Below are 17,011 nucleotides of genomic sequence, written 5' to 3'. Positions count from 1 at the left end.
CTTTTAGCCGCAATGCGGGCATTCGGAAAGAGAGCGTGACCTCGCGACTTGCGCACCAATCGGGCCGGTTTGCACAGATTGTGTGCGCCCACATGGGGTGCGAGTCGGTGAAATGCGGCGTATTGTGACCGCAACGCACATGATATGGACCTCCCCAATGTTGACCAACACCGCCACGCGCTATGGCACGCTTGCCCGTTTTTTCCACTGGAGCATTGCGCTTCTTATTCTCGCGGCCATCGGCCTTGGCCTGATCGGGGACAACACGCCGCGCAACGCCGATACGGTGGCCCGCCTGCAAACGATCTACTCGGCGCATAAAACCATCGGCATTACGGTGCTGTTGCTCGCCGTGTTGCGCATCGGGTGGGCGGTGACGCAGCCGCGCCCCGTGCCGTTGCACCCTGAGCGGCGCGCCGAGACCCTCGCTGCCGAAGTCGTCCATTGGGCGCTCTATGGCGCGATCCTGATCATGCCGCTGTCGGGGTGGGTGATGCACGCCTCTGAGAGCGGCTTTGCCCCGATCTGGTGGCCCTTCGGTCAGGGCTTGCCGTTTGTCCCCAAATCCGATGCCGTGGCCCACGCCGCAGGGGCCGTGCATGGCCTGTCCGCATGGGTGATCTACCTGACGGTCGCCGCCCACATCGGTGGCGCGCTCAAACACCAGATCATCGACAAGGACGCGACACTGGCACGGATGAGCCACGGGCGGGACGCGGGCGATGCCGCGCCCCCCCACGGACGTGCCGCGCCGGTTTTCGCCGTGGGGCTTTGGATCATCGTTCTGGGTGTCGCCCTCTTTGGGGCTGCAATCCCCCCCTCGGACACGTCCACCGAAGCCCCCGCGCCAACACCAATTGCCACCACGCCCACTGCCGCACCAACAGGCGGCCCCGCATGGGAGGTGCAAGACGGCGATCTGACATTCGCAGTCACGCAAATGGGCGCGCCTGTTGTGGGCAATTTCGCCACATGGTCCGCCGCGATCACCTATGACGAGGCCACAGGCACAGGTGCGGTGACGGTCGATATCGACACCACCACGCTCACGCTCGGGTCTGTCACGGACAATGCCAAAGGTGCGGAGTTCTTTAACGTGGCGGCCTATAGCACCGCGACGTTTGCCGCCGACATCACCCGCACCGATGGAGCACATCTGGCGTCAGGCACTCTTACGCTTGCGGGTGTGACGGTCCCTGTGACCTTGCCGTTTGAATTGGCGATCGCGGGGGATGTGGCCACGATGTCGGGCGAGGTGGTGCTTGACCGGCGCGACTTTGCGATGGGCGCGGGCTACGCCGATGAAAGCACGGTGGGCTTTGGCGTTACGGTTGCGGTGACATTGACGGCCACCCGCGCCGACTAATCCCCCAACCGATCCGCACAAACAAAAAGGCCGCTCCCTCACAGGAGCGGCCTTAACCCTGTCCACCGGACCGGCTTAGTCGGCGAGCATCGCCTCGATGGAGATTTTCACGGCCACCTCGTCGGCGACAAACGGCGTGAACATGCCCATGTCGAACTCGGAGCGCAGCACGGTGGCGGTGGCGTCAAAGCCGAGCCATGCCTTGCCTGCCATCGGGTGGTCTCCCTTTTGGTTGAGCACGGCGTCAAGCGAGACGGGCTTGGTGATGCCATTGATCGTCAGGTCGCCGGTGATGACGCCCGTGGTCTCGCCGGTGACCTCAATGGAGGTGGAGGCAAAGGAGATGGTCGGGTTCTCGTCGGCGCCGAAAAAGTCACCGCCAAGGAAGTGCGCGGTGCGTTCGTCCCAACCTGTGTAAAGGCTATCGGTGGGAAAGGAAACTTCGACAGAGGAGGCCGCAGGATCGGCTTCGTCGAACTGGATTGTGCCGTCAAAACCGGAGTAAACGCCAACGGTGTTGGAGAACCCGAGGTGGTTGTATTCGAACACGATCTGGCTGTGCGAGGGGTCGAACACATAGGTCGCGGCCTCGGCGTGGGCGGCGGTGGACAGGCCAAGGGCGGCGACGGAGGCGAGGAGAAGCGTTTTCATGGATGGTCTCGTTTCTGTTTGGTTACTGTGCTGCAACTGGTGTGCATTACGCCAACACATAGATTTTTTGCGGCTGCGTTCAATTCGACGCGGGCAAACAAGTTCTGTTCGCCAGCGCACACGAGATTTAATTGACGGATGGGCATGTGCGCATTTTGAGCGCACGATGAGGGATGATGCGGTGTCCCGTCCCGGATCACTCTTTGATCCGCCACCCCGTTTTGAAAATCCACCCGATAAAGCCAAGGCAGAGCGCCAGAAACAGCGTGATTGCGCCGATGGACACCGCCACGGGCACGTCCGCCACCTCGAAAAACGACCACCGGAAACCGGAGATCAGGTAGAGCACGGGGTTGAATTTCACCACGATTTGCCAAACGCCCGGCAACATATCGGCGGAATAGAACGCCCCGCCCAAAAAGACGAGGGGCGTGACGATCAACAGCGGAAAGATCTGCAACTGTTCGAAGTTGCCCGCCCAGATCCCGATGATGAACCCCATGAGCGAGAAACTGACGGCGGTGAGGATCAAAAAGGCCGCGGCCCAAAACGGGTGTGCCACGGGCAGATCGACAAAGAAATTCGCCGTGATCAGGATGATAACCGCGATGAACAACGACTTGGTCGCCGCCGCCCCGACATAGCCGATGACGATCTCGACGTAATTGATCGGCGCGGTGAACAGCTCGAATATCGTGCCGGTGAATTTCGGGAAATAGATCCCGAAGGAGGCATTGGAGAGCGCGTTTTGCAACACCGTGAGCATCACCAGACCCGGCACGATGAACGCGCCGTATTCGATGCCGTTCACGGTGTCGATCCGCCCGCCAATGGCCGCGCCGAACACCACGAAATAGAGCACGGTGGACAGCACCGGCGAGATGATGGACTGGCTTAGTGTGCGGAAAAATCGCGCCATTTCAGTGTGGTAAATGGATTTTATTGCGAGCCAGTTCATGCTGTGGCCTCCTGTGTCGCGGTGGTGTTGTCCTCGACCAGAGTGAGGAACACCTCTTCGAGCGAGTTTTCGCGGCTGGCCAGATCATGTACGGAAATCCCGCACTCGGCCAAATCCGCGATCATCCGCGTTAGTCCCGTGCGCTCGGCGTTGATGTCATAGGCGTAGGTGAGTTGTGTGCCATCCTCGGACAGGCTGAGGTCATAGGCCTCAAGTCCGGCAGGCAGGGCGGCAAGCGGATCGCTCAGATCCATCACCAGATGTTTTTTGCCGAACGCGCGCATCAGGTCGTCTTTGTCCTGAACGAGCAAAATCTCGCCCTTGTTGATGACGGCCACGCGGTCGGCCATTTCCTCGGCCTCCTCGATGTAGTGGGTGGTCAAAATCACGGTGACGCCATCCTCGCGCAGCTTGCGCACCACCTCCCACATGTCGCGGCGCAAGGCGACATCGACACCGGCGCTCGGCTCGTCCAGAAACAACACAGTGGGGTTGTGGCTGAGCGCCTTGGCGATCATCACGCGGCGTTTCATGCCACCCGAAAGCGCACGGGTCTGCGTATCCTTTTTGTCCCAAAGCGACAGGGATTTAAGCACCTTTTCGAGAAAGGCATCATCGGGCGGACAGCCGAACAACCCGCGTGAAAACCGGACCGAATTCCAAACCGTCTCGAAAATATCAAGTGCGATTTCCTGTGGCACGAGGCCGATCATGCGGCGGGCCTCGCGGGGCTGTTTTTCGGCATCGAACCCACCGACCGTGACGGTGCCGGAACTGATTTTGACGAGGCCACAGACCGCGCCGATCAGGGTGGTTTTGCCGGCGCCATTGGGGCCGAGCAGGGCGATGATCTCGCCTTTTTCAATATCAAGGGACGCGCCTTTGAGCGCCTGAAACCCGTTTGAATAGCTCTTTGTGAGCGCTTTGATGGAAATAATGGGGGCCATGTGCGGGCCTTTCTGTTTATGCGTTCAGCATAGATAGGGCGGCGTCACGCATATTTGAACCACCGTGTTTCCCGCATGCCGATTCTCTTGCGCACACTGGGGTCTGCGTTTGTGCGCGTCAGGTGCGCGGGTCGGGCGCGCCAAACAAAAAACCGCCCCGAAGGGCGGCATTTCAATGGCGCAGTGTCGCGCGGTTTAGCGGCGGCGGTCGCGGCGTGAGGACATCGGCTGAAACGCCACGCCCACATGCGCCTCGCAATAGGGCTTGCCCGTTTGCGAGGGCAGGCCACAAAACCAGAACTCTTCGGTGGCGGGGTCGCCGATCGGCCATTTACAGGTCTTTTCGGTCAGATCCATCACGGAAATTTTCTTGGCCTTCTTCTCGATCTCGTTCACCTTTGCCAAGGCTTCGGCAGGGATTTCGTTGGTCGAGGGCTGTGGCGGCAGGGGCTGCCCTGCGGGAATGATCTGGCGACGGTTATGCGGCACGGCCTTTGGCGTCGCTGATTCTGTCTTTGGACCTGTGTAGGGCTCTTCTTCCTTGGGGGCGGCGGGCTTGGCCTTTGCCTTGGGGGCGGCGGCTGTGGCCGGTTTCGCCTTGGCGGCTGCGGGCGTGGCGGGCTTGGCCTTGGGCGCGGCTGTTTTCGCCGCGGCCCCTGATCCGGCACGATTGGACAGACCCAAACGATGCACCTTGCCAATGACCGCATTGCGCGTCACACCGCCAAGTTCCTTGGCGATTTGCGAGGCGGATTGACCCTCGCCCCACATTTTCTTTAGTACGTCGACGCGTTCATCGGTCCAGGACATGTGTCTTCCTTAGCATCTGCAAAAGTCGCGGTGGTTCCCACGACCTGTCACACCCAGTCTCGCAACGCACCTGTGCGCACGCACTGTTTGTAGAATTCTCTCGTCCCCCTATTTAAACGGCGTGTGAGCGGTTACAAGCACGCAAACGGGACAGACATAGGGTTTATCAGAGGATTTCGGCGATGGAAACAGGCACAAACGATATTGCGATGGGTGTGCGGCGGTTCGGTCGCGTCAACTGGCTCGGTTTGCGGACTTTGGCGCATCGCGAAATCCGCCGCTTTCTGGCCGTGTGGACCCAAACGCTGGCTGCACCTCTGGTGACGGCGGGGTTGTTCCTGACCATTTTCACTCTGGCGATCGGGCCGGGGCGTGGCGATGTGATGGGCGTGCCGTTCATCCACTTTCTGGCTCCGGGCATCCTGACCATGACCGTGATCCAGAACGCCTTTGCCAATACCTCCTCGTCGATTGTCATCTCCAAAGTCCAAGGCAATATCGTTGACACCCTCATGCCGCCGCTCTCGCCCATCGAACTGGTTCTGGGCTATCTCGCGGGGGGGCTGGTGCGCGGATTGATCGTTGCCGTGGCGATTTGGGCGGCGATGGCGCTGTTCGTCGGGCTTGGCCTCGCGCATCCGCTGTTCGCGCTGACCTTTATCTCGCTTGGCGCACTTTTGCTCGGGGCCTTGGGGATCATGGCGGGCGTTGTCAGCCAGAAATTCGACCAGATGGCCGCGATCACCAATTTCATCATCACGCCGCTGTCGTTCCTGTCGGGTACGTTCTACTCGGTGGAAAACCTGCCGCAGTGGTTTCGCGTCCTTACCCACCTCAACCCCGTGTTCTATCTCATCGACGGGGTGCGCTATGGCGTCATCGGGCAATCCGACAGCTCGCCGTGGCTTGGCCTCGCGGTGGTCAGCTCGGTCACCGCAGGCGTCATTTTTTGGGTCTGGGTCCTGTTCCGGCGCGGCACGAAACTCAAAACCTGACCACGAGGCACTACGACAGGGCGGTGCGACAGGGCGGGACGGGTTTCCCGCCTTCGCCGCGCGGCCTCCTCACTCTTGCCCCATTCTGGCGCGATCCTGCCCTTGGTTCATCCGTTAACCACATCCGTTAACTCCAAGGGTTCCCCATGCGTTTCGCCTCTTATCTCCTTGTCCTCATCGCCGCGCTCACCGCGAGTGCCACCTTTGCCGCCGATAGCCTGCCGTCCGAACTGGACCGTGTGGACCGGCGGGCCGAATTGATCGGATGGGAAGCCGTGGGCCGTCTGGATATGGCGGGGCATGGCACCTGCACGGGGGCGTTGATCGAACAGGATCTGGTCCTGACGGCGGCGCACTGTGTCCTTGACGACACCGGCCAGAAAATCGCCGCCGGTAAAATCACCTTTCGCGCAGGGCTGCGCAACGGCGACTACATCGCCGCCTCCAAAGGTCGCGCCGTGGCCTATGCCGCAGGGTTTACACAGGAAAAAGACGGGGCGATCGGCGCCGCCAACATTGCCCGCGATGTGGCGTTGATCCAGTTGGAGAAACCTGTCGCCCGCGCCCTTATCCTGCCGTTTCCGATCCACCGCGTGCGCACCTCGCGGGGCGAACTCATGGTGGCCTCCTACGGGCGCGGCCGCAACGCCACGCTGTCGGTGCAACGCGCCTGCAATGTGCTGCGAAAATTCGGCAACGGTGTCATGACCTTTGATTGCGACATCACCTATGGCTCGTCCGGTTCGCCCGTTCTGGCCTATGATGGCGGGCGATTGGCCGTGGTCTCGGTGGTTTCGGCCCTGCGTCAGGAGGGCAACAAAAAGGTCGGCCTCGGCATGGATATCCTCGACATCATCCCGACCCTCAAACGTGAAATTGCGCTCGGATCGCCACAACAGGCGCCCAAACCCGTGGTCACGCGCCGCATCACCGTGGGTGCGGAAAAATCGGGGACATCCGTTGGCACACGCTCGGTTGGCGGCGCTAAATTCCTGTCGTCGAACTAAAAATCTCTTTGACAGGGCGCCCCGTGCAGGCGTAAACGCAGCCCCATGAACACGATGACCGATCATAATTCCATCGCCCGACGCCGACGCTAACCCGTCGATCCGCGTCCGTTCATCCGTGCCGTTGCGTGACCCGCATGGCACATCCCGCGCCAAACCGGCGCAAATCCATTGAAAACCCATCTCAATCGTTGACAGCCTTGCCCCGTCGGGCGTTCAAAAGGCTTTCTGATCTCCAAAGGACCCAACCGATGATTACGTCCGTTCTGCCGACCTACAACCGCGCACCCCTTTCCTTTGTCAAAGGCGAAGGCAGTTGGCTTGTCGAGGCGGATGGCCGACGGTTCCTCGATCTGGGCGCGGGCATCGCGGTCAACACGCTTGGCCATGCCAACCCCGAACTGGCCGCCGTGCTCAAGGCACAGGCCGATACGCTGTGGCATGTCTCCAACCTCTACCAGATCCCCGCGCAGCAAAAACTGGCCGACGCGCTTGTCGATGCGACCTTTGCCGACACCTGTTTTTTCACCAACTCCGGCACCGAAGCGGCGGAACTGGCGATCAAGATGGCGCGCAAATACCACTCCGATAAAGGTGCGCCCGAGCGCATTGAAATCATCACCTTTGACGGCTGTTTCCATGGCCGCTCCACAGGCGCGATTGCCGCCTCGGGCGCCGAGAAAATGGTCAAGGGGTTCGGCCCGTTGATGCCCGGGTTTGTGCATCTGCCGTTTGGCGATGCCGATGCGCTCACCGCCGCTGTGACGGATAAAACCGCCGCGATCCTGATCGAGCCTATTCAGGGCGAGGGCGGTATCCGCGTGGTTCCCGATCAGTGCCTCAAGGCGCTGCGCGACCTGTGCGATGCAACCGGTACCTTGCTGATTTTCGACGAGGTACAATGCGGTGTCGCCCGCACGGGCAAGCTGTTCGCCCATGAATATGCGGGCGTGACACCCGACATCATGATGGTGGCCAAGGGCATCGGCGGGGGCTTCCCGCTTGGTGCTGTGCTCGCCACTGAGAACGCCGCGAGCGGTATGGTTGCGGGGACGCACGGATCGACCTACGGCGGCAACCCCTTGGGCTGTGCCATCGGTCTCAAGGTGATGGAAATCGTGTCCGACCCTGCGTTTTTGGCCGAGGTGAACCGCAAATCCGCACTTCTGCGTCAAAAGCTCGAAGGGTTGGTCTCGGCCCATCCGGATGTGTTCGAGAGCGTGCGCGGTCAGGGGCTTATGCTTGGCCTCAAACTCAAAATCGCGCCCGCCGATCTGGTGGGAAAAGGCTATGCGCAGGGTCTGTTGACCGTGCCTGCGGCCGACAATGTGGTGCGCCTGTTGCCCGCCCTTAATATCTCCGACGAGGACATCGCCGAGGCCGTTACACGTCTTGATGCGGCCGCCTCATCGCTTTGATCCCAATGACGAAAAGATAAGAATATGAAACATTTCCTCGATATCAACAAAACCGATGCCCATGAGTTGCACCGCATTATTGCCGCCGCCAAGGCCACCAAGATCGCGCGTCACGGCAGGCCTAAGGCCGCGTTGGATACCGATCTGCCGCTCAAGGATAAAATGGTCGCGCTGATCTTTGAAAAACCGTCAACCCGCACCCGCGTGTCTTTTGATGTCGGCGTGCGCCAGATGGGCGGGGAAACCATGGTGCTGTCCGGCTCCGACATGCAGCTTGGCCACGGCGAAACCATTGCCGACACCGCCCGCGTTCTCTCGCGCTACGTCGATATGATCATGATCCGCACCTTTGAGGAACAGACCCTGTTGGAGATGGCCGAATACGCGACCGTGCCGGTGATCAACGGCCTGACCAATCGCACCCACCCGTGTCAGATCATGGCCGATATCCTGACTTTTGAGGAACACAACGGGCCGATCAAAGGCAAAAAGGTCGTGTGGCTTGGCGATGGCAACAACGTCTGCGCCTCGTTCATCCACGCCGCAGGCCAGTTCGAATTCGATCTGACATTCGCGGGGCCAACGCCGCTTGACCCCGAGATGGAGTTCATTGAGGAAGCCCGCGGCAAGGGTTCTAAAATCGAAATCGAACGCGATGCCGATAAGGCGGTCGTGGGCGCCGACCTGATCGTCACGGACACATGGGTGTCGATGCACGACCCCGCCTCGGCCCGCGAACGCCGCCACAACCAGTTGCGCCCTTACCGCGTCAACCGCGCCTTGATGGCAAAGGCCAATGAGGGCGCGTTGTTCATGCACTGCCTGCCTGCGCACCGTGGTGACGAGGTGACAAACAACGTCATGGACGGGCCACAGTCGGTGATTTTCGACGAGGCGGAAAACCGTCTTCACGCACAAAAGGCCGTGATGCAGTGGTGCGTTGAATAACGCCGCTCCCGGATGGGGCGAACCCGGACGGGTCGAGCAAGGCAAAAGGGCGCATCCTCGCGGGTGCGCCCTTTTTATATCCGCAGATCAATGACGCGCCTTAGTGGAACAGATGCGTCAACAGGTAGAACACGATGGCCGACAAAAATGCGGCGGCGGGGACGGTGATCACCCATGCGGCCACGATGGTCATAAAGTGCGAGCGGCGGACCAGTTTGCGACGGCGGCGCTCTTCGGCGGCGATCCGCTTTTCAGGAGTCCGTTTGGCGGAGTTTTCGCGGGCGCGGCGGTTGTGGTGCCATTCGCGGAAAAAGCCGACCCCGAACACCCCGCCCACAGCGATGTGGGTGGAGGACACGGGCAGACCGAGCCATGAGGCGACAATCACCGTGATGGCCGCCGACAACGCCACGCAATAGGCGCGCATCGGGTTGAGTTTGGTGATCTGGCTGCCCACCATGCGGATCAGTTTCGGACCGAACAACAACAGGCCGAACGAGATGCCGAAGGCGCCGATAACCATGACCCATTGCGGAATGGACACTTTGCCCGCGAACCCGCCGAATTCCTGAGCGTGGACGATAGCGGCAAGCGGGCCGACCGCGTTGGCCACATCATTGGCCCCGTGGGCAAACGACAAGAGGGCGGCGGAAATCACCAGTGGCAGGCCGAACAGCACCTTGAGTGACTTGTTGCGGTTCTCCAAACCTTCGGACTGTTTGCGCACCAACGGTGCCGAGCCCACGTAGGACACGGCCCCCACAGCGGCCCCGATCATCACCGCGCTGAGCAGGTCGATATCAACGATCTTTTTGAGTCCCTTGACGGCGAGGTAGGTGGAAAACGTCCCCATCATAATGCCGACCAGAACCGGCACCCATTTGCGGGCTGCGGCGATTTTATCCTCTTGGTAGATGATTTTCGCCTTGATAAAGGCAAGGAACCCCGCCGCGACCACGCCCCCCAGAACGGGGGAGATCACCCACGATGCGGCGATGAGCGACATCGAGCTCCAGTTGACAGCGGAAAATCCGGCAGCGGCGATCCCTGCGCCCATAACGCCGCCCACAACGGAGTGGGTGGTGGACACGGGCGCGCCGATCCATGTGGCAAGGTTCACCCAAAGCGCCGAGGACAGCAGCGCCGCCATCATCGCCCAGACAAAGATACTGGTGTCGGAGACGGCGGTGGGGTCGATGATGCCCTTGGATATGGTCGAGACAACATCGCCGCCCGCAAGTAACGCACCGGCACTTTCACACAGCGCCGCAATGACAATCGCGCCGCCCATGGTGAGGGCTTTCGCGCCCACGGCGGGACCCATGTTGTTGGCCACATCGTTGGCGCCGATGTTGATTGCCATATAGGCGCCCAATGCGGCCGCCGCGATGATGATTGCGCTACCCGGTTGCCCGCCAAAGATGAACGCAGCGGCGATTCCGGCAATGATGATAAAGGCAAGGGCGACACCCAGACCGACCATCGGGCGAGCGACAACCGTGAGGCCGTATTCGACCTGACTGATACGATTGAGGTCTTTATCTAGTGTGGCCCACTGTTTATCGCTGTTTCCGCTCATATCCATCCTCTGGCTGTTGAGTGCAACCGATCCGGTGGATCACCGCACACGCGCCCCAAACATGCGCCGCAAACACGCGCTATGTCTGCGACAATTGCGCGAAGCGCTAACCCGCGTGAGCCGTGCGATCAAGTCTTAGTTGGGGCTAGGCACAAATCCACACCCGAGTGACGCAAGGGCGCGGCATCTCCCGGGGTGTGGCCATAGGCGGTGCAGGGGCGAAAAGGGGGATCTGTGTGACAGGGGCGGGGACACCGTGGCGGGCGTTAAAACGCGCGCAGAATGTCCTTGAGTTCCGGCTCGTCCACCAACTCGGCCGCCGCCGCAGGGGCCATCCAGTTGCGCGTGCGCTCGGAGCATTCGGGGAATGTGTCCGCCATGCCCTCGACCTTGATCGAATAGACCGTGGCGGTGACGGGGGCGGAGGCCCCGTTGTCGAACAGCTTGTCGTAATGATACTTGCCCAGTGGCTTTGGCTTGACCTTTGCGGGCTGCACGCCGGCTTCTTCCCATGCTTCCTGCGCGGCGGTACCCGCGCCGTCCATGCCGTCAATCGGCCACCCTTTGGGCAGGATCCAACGGCCCGTGCCGCGTGACGAGATCAACAGGACCTCTTTGCCCTGCGCGCCCTTGCGATAGCAAAGTGCTGCCGATTGCACCCGCTTGGGGCGACGGAAAAACGGGTTAAGGACGCCTTCCCAGGCGGTTTTGAACATCGTGACCATATGAAACCTGCTGTCTGCGCATTGGTGCGCTTGGTGATTAAAGCCTAATATAGATATTTTTTGGTAAAAATCAAGATCATGCAGCGAATCGCGCTCCTTTGGCTGTGGTATCCCCTTGTATACCTCCGACTTTGGCGGCAAATTCGGCCCGAAACTTGGTATACCAGATGCGCATCGCCCGCCTTGGCGACAAGAGGAGACCCCACATATGTCACAGGCTCGTATCGGCCTCATCGGTCTTGGCGTCATGGGCGCCAACCTGTCGCTCAATATCGCGGACAACGGCTTTCCCGTGGCGGTCTATAACCGCACCACATCCATCACCGACGATTTCGTGGCCTCGGCGGGGGATCTGGCGGATCGCCTGACCCCCGCGCATACGCTTGCCGATCTGACCGCCGCGCTGACCAAACCGCGTGCCGTGATCATCATGGTTGCCGCCGGCGCCGTGGATGCGGTGATCGAAGAGCTCAAACCGCACCTTGATGCGGGCGACATGATCATCGACGCGGGCAACGCCAATTTCCATGACACCCGCCGCCGCGAGGCCGCCCTGAAAAATGACGGCCTCAACTTTATCGGCATGGGCGTATCGGGCGGCGAAGAGGGCGCGCGCTTTGGCCCGTCGATCATGGCGGGGGGCGATCTGGCCTCCTTCGAGGTGATCCGCGATATCCTCGAGGCGATTTCGGCCAAGCATAAAGGTCAGGCCTGCGCCGACCACTTCGGCCCTGATGGCGCGGGCCATTTCGTGAAAACCGTCCATAACGGCATCGAATACGCCGACATGCAGATGATCGCGGAGGTCTACGGCCTGTTGCGCGATGGCGACAAACGCCCCACCGCCGAAATCGGCAAGCTGTTCGAGGCATGGGACCAAGGGCCGCTCAACTCCTACCTGATCGAAATCTCGGGCAAGGTGCTTCAGACGGTTGACGACAAAACCGGCAAACCGCTCGTGGATATGATCGTCGACAAAGCAGGCCAGAAAGGCACAGGTCGCTGGACCGCGATCGAGGCGCTGTCACTCGGTCAATCCCCCTCCACCATCGAGGCCGCCGTGGCGGGCCGTTCATGGTCGGCGGAGAAAGACACCCGCGAAGCAGGCGAGGCGATTTTCGCCGACATCCAACCGCAAGCGGGCGCGGAAACACTGTCCGATACCGATCTGGAAAAGGCGCTTCTGGCCGCGAAAATCATCGCCTATGACCAAGGCATCAAATTGTTGGCCGCCGCCTCCGAGGAATACAAATGGGACCTCGATCTGGCGTCCTGCGCCGAGGTCTGGCGGGCGGGCTGTATCATCCGCTCCGCACTGCTTGACGACATGGCCGCCGCCGTGCGCGAAGGCCTGCCGCATACCCAACTGATCTTTGCGCCCCGCTTTGCCCAGATCATCCGCGAAGGCTCCTCGGCGCTGCGCCGTGTCGTCGCCTCCGCCGCGCTGCGCGGTCTGCCGACCCCCGCCTTTTCCAATGCGCTTGCCTACTTTGACACTATGCGCATGGGCCGTGGCACCACCGACCTGATCCAAGGCCAACGCGACTTCTTCGGTGCGCACAGCTTTGAACGCACCGATGGCGGCAAGGGTCACCACGGTCCGTGGGCGTCCGACGTGGCGCATTCGGCGGCGCTCACCGACTAATTACGACTTGCACAAATGCGATAAAAGCGGCGCCGGGAGAGACCTTCGGGCGCCGCTTTTTGTCTGTTTGCAACATTTCAGGTGCCGCGCGGTTTTGCCCGCAATGTCGGGTCGGCCTGTGTCGGGTCCTCTGGCCACGGGTGGCGCGGATATTTGCCGCGCATGTCCTTGCGCACATCGGCGTAGGATGTGGTCCAGAACGCAGGGATATCCATCGTCACCTGAACGGGGCGATGCGCGGGCGAGGTCAGCGTAACGCGCAACGGCACCCGCCGCGCCCCCACCGTGGGATGCGTTGTGGTGCCGAACATCTCTTGCAGACGGGCGGTGATCTCGGGGGCCTCGCCACTGTAATCAATCGGCAACTTGCGCCCCAGTGGACTGGTCCATGATCCGGGAACCTCGCGGTCCAAACGGCTCATCTGATCCCAATCGAGCATCCCGCGCAACGCCTCGGTAATGTCGAGATTGCGCAGCGCCGCATCGGTTTTCGCCCCCTTGAGATAGGGCAGCAGCCACGTCTCTAACCTGTCCATCAACGCCTCCTCAGACAGGTCGGGGAAATCATCCCCCATCAACATGACCCGCGCCTGAAACCGTTTTGCGGCGGCGGTCCACGGCAGACCGATATGGCGAATACCGTCAAGCGCCCCACGCGCCACCGCCTCTTTGGGGGCGTCGGGCCATTGGCGATCATCAAGGCACAGTGCGCCGAACATCTCGCGTTTGCGGGCCACGACACGGCCTGTGCGTTTGTCCCACTGACAGATATCCACCCAAGCGATCTGATCGGCAAAGAGTGCGCGAATGTCGGCCTCGCTGATTTGTGCCGCCTGCCGGATCCGCGCCTCGCGCGGCGCACCATCGGTGTCGGTCACCACGATAAGCCGTGCGCCGGCGAGCGCATCGGCGTCGTCCATCACCGCCCCCTTGCCGCCCGACATGACATAGCGGGCCTGATCGCCCTTGCGGCGCAATCCAACGCGGTCGGGGTAGGCGAGGGCGGCCATCGCGCCCAGACTCAAATCCTGCAATTCGGCGGCCCCTGCCATCGGGCGCAGGCGTTTGGCCTCTTGTTTGATCCGCTCCACCGCGCCGCGATCGGCGCGGGCATCAGGGCGTGATAGCGCGGCGATGCGTGTCGCAAGGTCCACCCCCGCAGTGCGCCCCGCGCCGATGAACGGATCGCGTTCGTTCAACAATGCGGCCAGTTCCGCCGCTTTTGGTCCCGCTTTTTGTAGCATATGTGCAAGTCGTGGATGCAGCGGCATCGCCGCCAACGCCCGCCCGTGGGCGGTGATGTGGGACGTTGCGTCCAGAGCCTCAAGCCCGTGCAGCAACGCCCGCGCCTCGGCCAGAGCCCCCACCGGCGGCGCGGTCAGGAACGCCAGATCGTCCTCGCCCGCCCCCCACATCGCCAGTTCCAACGCCAAGCCCGTAAGGTCAGCGGTTTCAATCTCGGCGGGCGGAAAGGTCGCCAATGCGCCCTCTTCGCCCTTGGTCCAAAGTCTGTAACACACGCCCGCGGACACGCGTCCCGCGCGGCCTCGACGTTGCTCGGCTTCGGCCTTTGACACCCGTTCGGTCACGAGGCGCGACATGCCCGAGGCGGCGTCAAACCGTGCGCGGCGGGCACGTCCCGCGTCCACCACAATGCGCACATCCTCGATGGTCAGAGAGGTTTCGGCGATGGCGGTGGCGAGCACGATTTTGCGACCCGATGCACAGGGTGCAATCGCCGCACGTTGCTCGGTGAATTTCATTGCACCAAACAGCGGCCGCACGGCGCAATCCGCAGGCACGCGGCCCTTGAGCAATCCCTCGACGCGGCGGATTTCGCCCTCACCGGGCAGGAACACCAAAGCCGATCCGTGCTCCGCCGTCACCGCCGCCACCACGAGATCGGCGGTGGCCTGTTCCAACCGTGTCGTTTTGGGGATGGGTGCCGCGAGCCACCGCGTCTCGACGGGAAACGCACGGCCCTCGGACAGGACCACGGGCGCGCCATCAAGCAGATCGGCCACGGGTTGCGCGTCGAGCGTTGCCGACATCACCACCACGGCCAGATCCTCGCGCAGCGCCCCGCGCACCTCCTGAACCAACGCCAATCCGAAATCGGCGTTCAAGGACCGCTCGTGGAACTCGTCAAAGATGACACAGCCAACGCCGCGCAACTCGGGGTCGCTTTGCAACATGCGGGTCAGGATGCCCTCGGTCACCACCTCGATGCGGGTGGTTTTGGACACTTTGCTCGCCCCGCGCATCCGGTAGCCGACGGTCTCGCCCGCTGTCTCTCCCAAGGTTTGCGCCATGCGTTCGGCGGCAGCCCGCGCGGCCAGACGGCGCGGCTCCAACATCAAAATCCGGCCCGTGACATGCGGCAAAAGCGCGAGCGGCACGCGGGTTGTCTTGCCCGCACCGGGGGGGGCCATCAATACGACACGACCGGCGGTGGCCACTGCGGCCACTACTTCGTCCAACACATCATCTATCGGCAATCTATCCATGCCGCCCTTATCCCCGATTGCGGCCCGAAGCAAAAGCACCGTCATGGCGTCAGGCCGCGATTGCCCCCTATCGCCATGCATACCCCCCCGCACGCGGTGGCCCGCGCGTTGCAAAATGCCACACTGGACAGGGGCGGTGGCATCGGGCATTCCTTTGCCATCCCCCGACCGCTTTGGCTGACCAGAGCAAAAGACAAAGAGGCCCGCCTATGGACCCCACCGAACTGGCCGCACAGGTGATTGCAGGCAACCGTCGCGCCCTTGCCCGCGCCATTACATTGGTCGAAAGCGCGCGCGCCGATCACCGCGAACAGGCGATTGTGCTGATGGATGCGATCAAATCCGCCGGTCGCGTGGCGCTGCGGGTGGGGCTATCGGGAACGCCGGGGGTGGGCAAATCCACCTTTATCGAAAGCTTCGGCATGATGCTGATCCGCGAGGGGTACAAGGTCGCGGTGCTGGCCGTCGACCCCTCGTCCGCGCGCTCCGGTGGGTCGATCTTGGGCGACAAAACCCGCATGGAATTGCTCAGTCGTGAAAAACACGCCTTTATCCGCCCCTCGCCATCCCAGTCCGAACTGGGCGGTGTGGCGCGGCGCACCCGCGAGGCCGTGACCCTGTGCGAGGCGGCGGGCTATGACATTATCCTGATCGAGACCGTGGGCGTCGGCCAGTCCGAAACCGTGGTCTCGGAAATGTCCGACCTGTTCCTCTTGCTGCTCGCCCCTGCGGGCGGTGACGAGTTGCAGGGCGTCAAGCGCGGCATCATGGAAATCGCCGATATGATTTTGGTGAACAAGGCAGACGGCGACCTCAAAGCCGCGGCCAACCGCACCTGCGCCGATTACGCGGGCGCGCTGCGTCTGATCCGCAAACGCCCCTACGACCCCGAGGGGTTCCCCAAGGCCACCACCGTCTCCGCCCTTGAGGAGGACGGCCTGTCCCAGGCATGGGACGATATGCAGGCCCTGATTGCATGGCGCCGCGCCAACGGCCATTTCGACAGCCGTCGCGCCGCGCAGGCCGAATACTGGTTCGCTCAGGAAATCCGCCATGGCCTCTTGGGCCAACTGGCGCGTGAGCCGCTCAAATCCATGATCGCGGACCTCGCGGCGCATGTGTCCTCGGGCGAGATCACACCAAGCCACGCGGCACGCGATGTGCTCGACGCGCTGCGCCACGGGTAGGGCGCGGTCCCCGGTGTCGCGAATCCCCCGTGATGCGCACCGCGAGGGCTTGACGATTCTCCCGCTATCGCCTATCCACCGCGAACTGAATTTCGGGCGCCGCACCTGTGCAGGGCCTATTTCTGTTTAAATCGGTAGTTTTCGCGGAAACTTGGGTGTGGTTGCACTTGATTTCCATCCGAATGCGGCTCATAGAGAGCGCCGATCCGAACAGGACTTTGAACAACCCGCGGGCCGCGCCTTGCTGCCCCCCGACTGTAAGACGAGG

14 protein-coding genes are annotated in these 17,011 nt (G+C 61.9%); 7 read left to right on the top strand and 7 right to left on the bottom strand.

The window, feature by feature from the left end:
* The first annotated feature begins 157 nt into the window (after positions 1–157).
* Entirely contained in the window at positions 158–1,366 is a 1,209-nt protein-coding gene (locus tag ACN0Q0_RS10585; RefSeq protein ID WP_417243362.1) for a cytochrome b/b6 domain-containing protein, read from the top strand.
* A 75-nt stretch (positions 1,367–1,441) separates the two neighbouring features.
* Here ACN0Q0_RS10585 and ACN0Q0_RS10580 read toward each other — a convergent pair whose 3' ends face one another.
* From ACN0Q0_RS10580 to ACN0Q0_RS10565, 4 genes are all read right to left on the bottom strand, one after another.
* Positions 1,442–2,017 (bottom strand): YceI family protein, encoded by a 576-nt coding sequence (locus ACN0Q0_RS10580; protein ID WP_417243361.1) that lies wholly within the window; start codon positions 2,015–2,017, stop codon positions 1,442–1,444.
* A gap of 196 nt (positions 2,018–2,213) precedes the next feature.
* The gene (locus ACN0Q0_RS10575) at positions 2,214–2,975 is read right to left on the bottom strand and encodes an ABC transporter permease (protein WP_417243360.1); all 762 of its coding nucleotides are present in this window, start codon (positions 2,973–2,975) and stop codon (positions 2,214–2,216) included.
* Positions 2,972–3,922 carry an ABC transporter ATP-binding protein gene (locus tag ACN0Q0_RS10570; RefSeq protein WP_417243359.1) on the bottom strand — a complete coding sequence of 317 codons (951 nt, stop codon included), beginning with the start codon at positions 3,920–3,922 and terminating at the stop codon, positions 2,972–2,974. Before ACN0Q0_RS10570 ends, ACN0Q0_RS10575 begins: the two co-directional genes overlap by 4 nt.
* A gap of 195 nt (positions 3,923–4,117) precedes the next feature.
* The gene (locus ACN0Q0_RS10565; RefSeq protein ID WP_417243358.1) at positions 4,118–4,732 is read right to left on the bottom strand and encodes a GcrA family cell cycle regulator; all 615 of its coding nucleotides are present in this window, start codon (positions 4,730–4,732) and stop codon (positions 4,118–4,120) included.
* Between the two features lie 182 nt (positions 4,733–4,914).
* Between ACN0Q0_RS10565 and ACN0Q0_RS10560 the strand changes: the two genes are divergently transcribed.
* The 4 genes from ACN0Q0_RS10560 (at position 4,915) to argF (ending at position 9,100) form a co-directional block, all read left to right on the top strand.
* A complete protein-coding gene (locus tag ACN0Q0_RS10560) occupies positions 4,915–5,727 on the top strand; it encodes an ABC transporter permease (RefSeq protein WP_417243357.1) in 813 nt (270 codons plus the stop codon).
* Positions 5,728–5,873: 146 nt separating this feature from the next.
* Positions 5,874–6,734, top strand: a complete 861-nt coding sequence (locus tag ACN0Q0_RS10555; RefSeq protein WP_417243356.1) for a trypsin-like serine peptidase — start codon at positions 5,874–5,876, stop codon at positions 6,732–6,734.
* A gap of 251 nt (positions 6,735–6,985) precedes the next feature.
* Positions 6,986–8,152, top strand: a complete 1,167-nt coding sequence (locus ACN0Q0_RS10550) for an aspartate aminotransferase family protein (protein WP_417243355.1) — start codon at positions 6,986–6,988, stop codon at positions 8,150–8,152.
* Positions 8,153–8,176: 24 nt separating this feature from the next.
* Entirely contained in the window at positions 8,177–9,100 is a 924-nt protein-coding gene (gene argF / locus ACN0Q0_RS10545) for an ornithine carbamoyltransferase (RefSeq protein WP_417243354.1), read from the top strand.
* Between the two features lie 100 nt (positions 9,101–9,200).
* Here the strand turns inward: argF and ACN0Q0_RS10540 are convergent, their stop codons facing one another.
* Together ACN0Q0_RS10540 and ACN0Q0_RS10535 are read right to left on the bottom strand one after the other, a co-directional pair.
* Positions 9,201–10,679 (bottom strand): inorganic phosphate transporter, encoded by a 1,479-nt coding sequence (locus ACN0Q0_RS10540; RefSeq protein WP_417243353.1) that lies wholly within the window; start codon positions 10,677–10,679, stop codon positions 9,201–9,203.
* Between the two features lie 266 nt (positions 10,680–10,945).
* Positions 10,946–11,404, bottom strand: coding sequence for an NUDIX hydrolase (locus ACN0Q0_RS10535; protein WP_417243352.1), 459 nt, complete (start codon positions 11,402–11,404; stop codon positions 10,946–10,948).
* Positions 11,405–11,612: 208 nt separating this feature from the next.
* On the opposite strand from ACN0Q0_RS10535, the gene gndA reads away from it, so the two are divergent.
* Entirely contained in the window at positions 11,613–13,049 is a 1,437-nt protein-coding gene (gene gndA / locus ACN0Q0_RS10530) for an NADP-dependent phosphogluconate dehydrogenase (RefSeq protein WP_417243351.1), read from the top strand.
* A gap of 77 nt (positions 13,050–13,126) precedes the next feature.
* Here the strand turns inward: gndA and hrpB are convergent, their stop codons facing one another.
* Positions 13,127–15,556: an ATP-dependent helicase HrpB gene (gene hrpB / locus ACN0Q0_RS10525; RefSeq protein ID WP_417243628.1), complete on the bottom strand. Its 2,430-nt coding sequence runs from the start codon at positions 15,554–15,556 to the stop codon at positions 13,127–13,129.
* Positions 15,557–15,765: 209 nt separating this feature from the next.
* Here hrpB and meaB point away from each other — a divergent pair, with 209 nt between their 5' ends.
* Positions 15,766–16,743 carry a methylmalonyl Co-A mutase-associated GTPase MeaB gene (meaB, locus tag ACN0Q0_RS10520; RefSeq protein ID WP_417243350.1) on the top strand — a complete coding sequence of 326 codons (978 nt, stop codon included), beginning with the start codon at positions 15,766–15,768 and terminating at the stop codon, positions 16,741–16,743.
* Positions 16,744–17,011: the final 268 nt, after the last annotated feature.

It is taken from the genome of Celeribacter sp. (assembly GCF_048259695.1).
GTDB lineage: Bacteria > Pseudomonadota > Alphaproteobacteria > Rhodobacterales > Rhodobacteraceae > Celeribacter.
This window is presented reverse-complemented; position numbering and strand designations above follow the sequence as displayed.

Excerpts from the sequence above, each read along its gene's own strand:
- ACN0Q0_RS10585 (WP_417243362.1), top strand. The coding sequence starts at position 158 with ATGTTGACCAACACCGCCACGCGCTATGGCACGCTTGCCCGTTTTTTC.
- ACN0Q0_RS10580 (WP_417243361.1), bottom strand. The coding sequence starts at position 2,017 with ATGAAAACGCTTCTCCTCGCCTCCGTCGCCGCCCTTGGCCTGTCCACC.
- ACN0Q0_RS10575 (WP_417243360.1), bottom strand. The coding sequence starts at position 2,975 with ATGAACTGGCTCGCAATAAAATCCATTTACCACACTGAAATGGCGCGA.
- ACN0Q0_RS10570 (WP_417243359.1), bottom strand. The coding sequence starts at position 3,922 with ATGGCCCCCATTATTTCCATCAAAGCGCTCACAAAGAGCTATTCAAAC.
- ACN0Q0_RS10565 (WP_417243358.1), bottom strand. The coding sequence starts at position 4,732 with ATGTCCTGGACCGATGAACGCGTCGACGTACTAAAGAAAATGTGGGGC.
- ACN0Q0_RS10560 (WP_417243357.1), top strand. The coding sequence starts at position 4,915 with ATGGAAACAGGCACAAACGATATTGCGATGGGTGTGCGGCGGTTCGGT.
- ACN0Q0_RS10555 (WP_417243356.1), top strand. The coding sequence starts at position 5,874 with ATGCGTTTCGCCTCTTATCTCCTTGTCCTCATCGCCGCGCTCACCGCG.
- ACN0Q0_RS10550 (WP_417243355.1), top strand. The coding sequence starts at position 6,986 with ATGATTACGTCCGTTCTGCCGACCTACAACCGCGCACCCCTTTCCTTT.
- argF (WP_417243354.1), top strand. The coding sequence starts at position 8,177 with ATGAAACATTTCCTCGATATCAACAAAACCGATGCCCATGAGTTGCAC.
- ACN0Q0_RS10540 (WP_417243353.1), bottom strand. The coding sequence starts at position 10,679 with ATGAGCGGAAACAGCGATAAACAGTGGGCCACACTAGATAAAGACCTC.
- ACN0Q0_RS10535 (WP_417243352.1), bottom strand. The coding sequence starts at position 11,404 with ATGGTCACGATGTTCAAAACCGCCTGGGAAGGCGTCCTTAACCCGTTT.
- gndA (WP_417243351.1), top strand. The coding sequence starts at position 11,613 with ATGTCACAGGCTCGTATCGGCCTCATCGGTCTTGGCGTCATGGGCGCC.
- hrpB (WP_417243628.1), bottom strand. The coding sequence starts at position 15,556 with ATGGATAGATTGCCGATAGATGATGTGTTGGACGAAGTAGTGGCCGCA.
- meaB (WP_417243350.1), top strand. The coding sequence starts at position 15,766 with ATGGACCCCACCGAACTGGCCGCACAGGTGATTGCAGGCAACCGTCGC.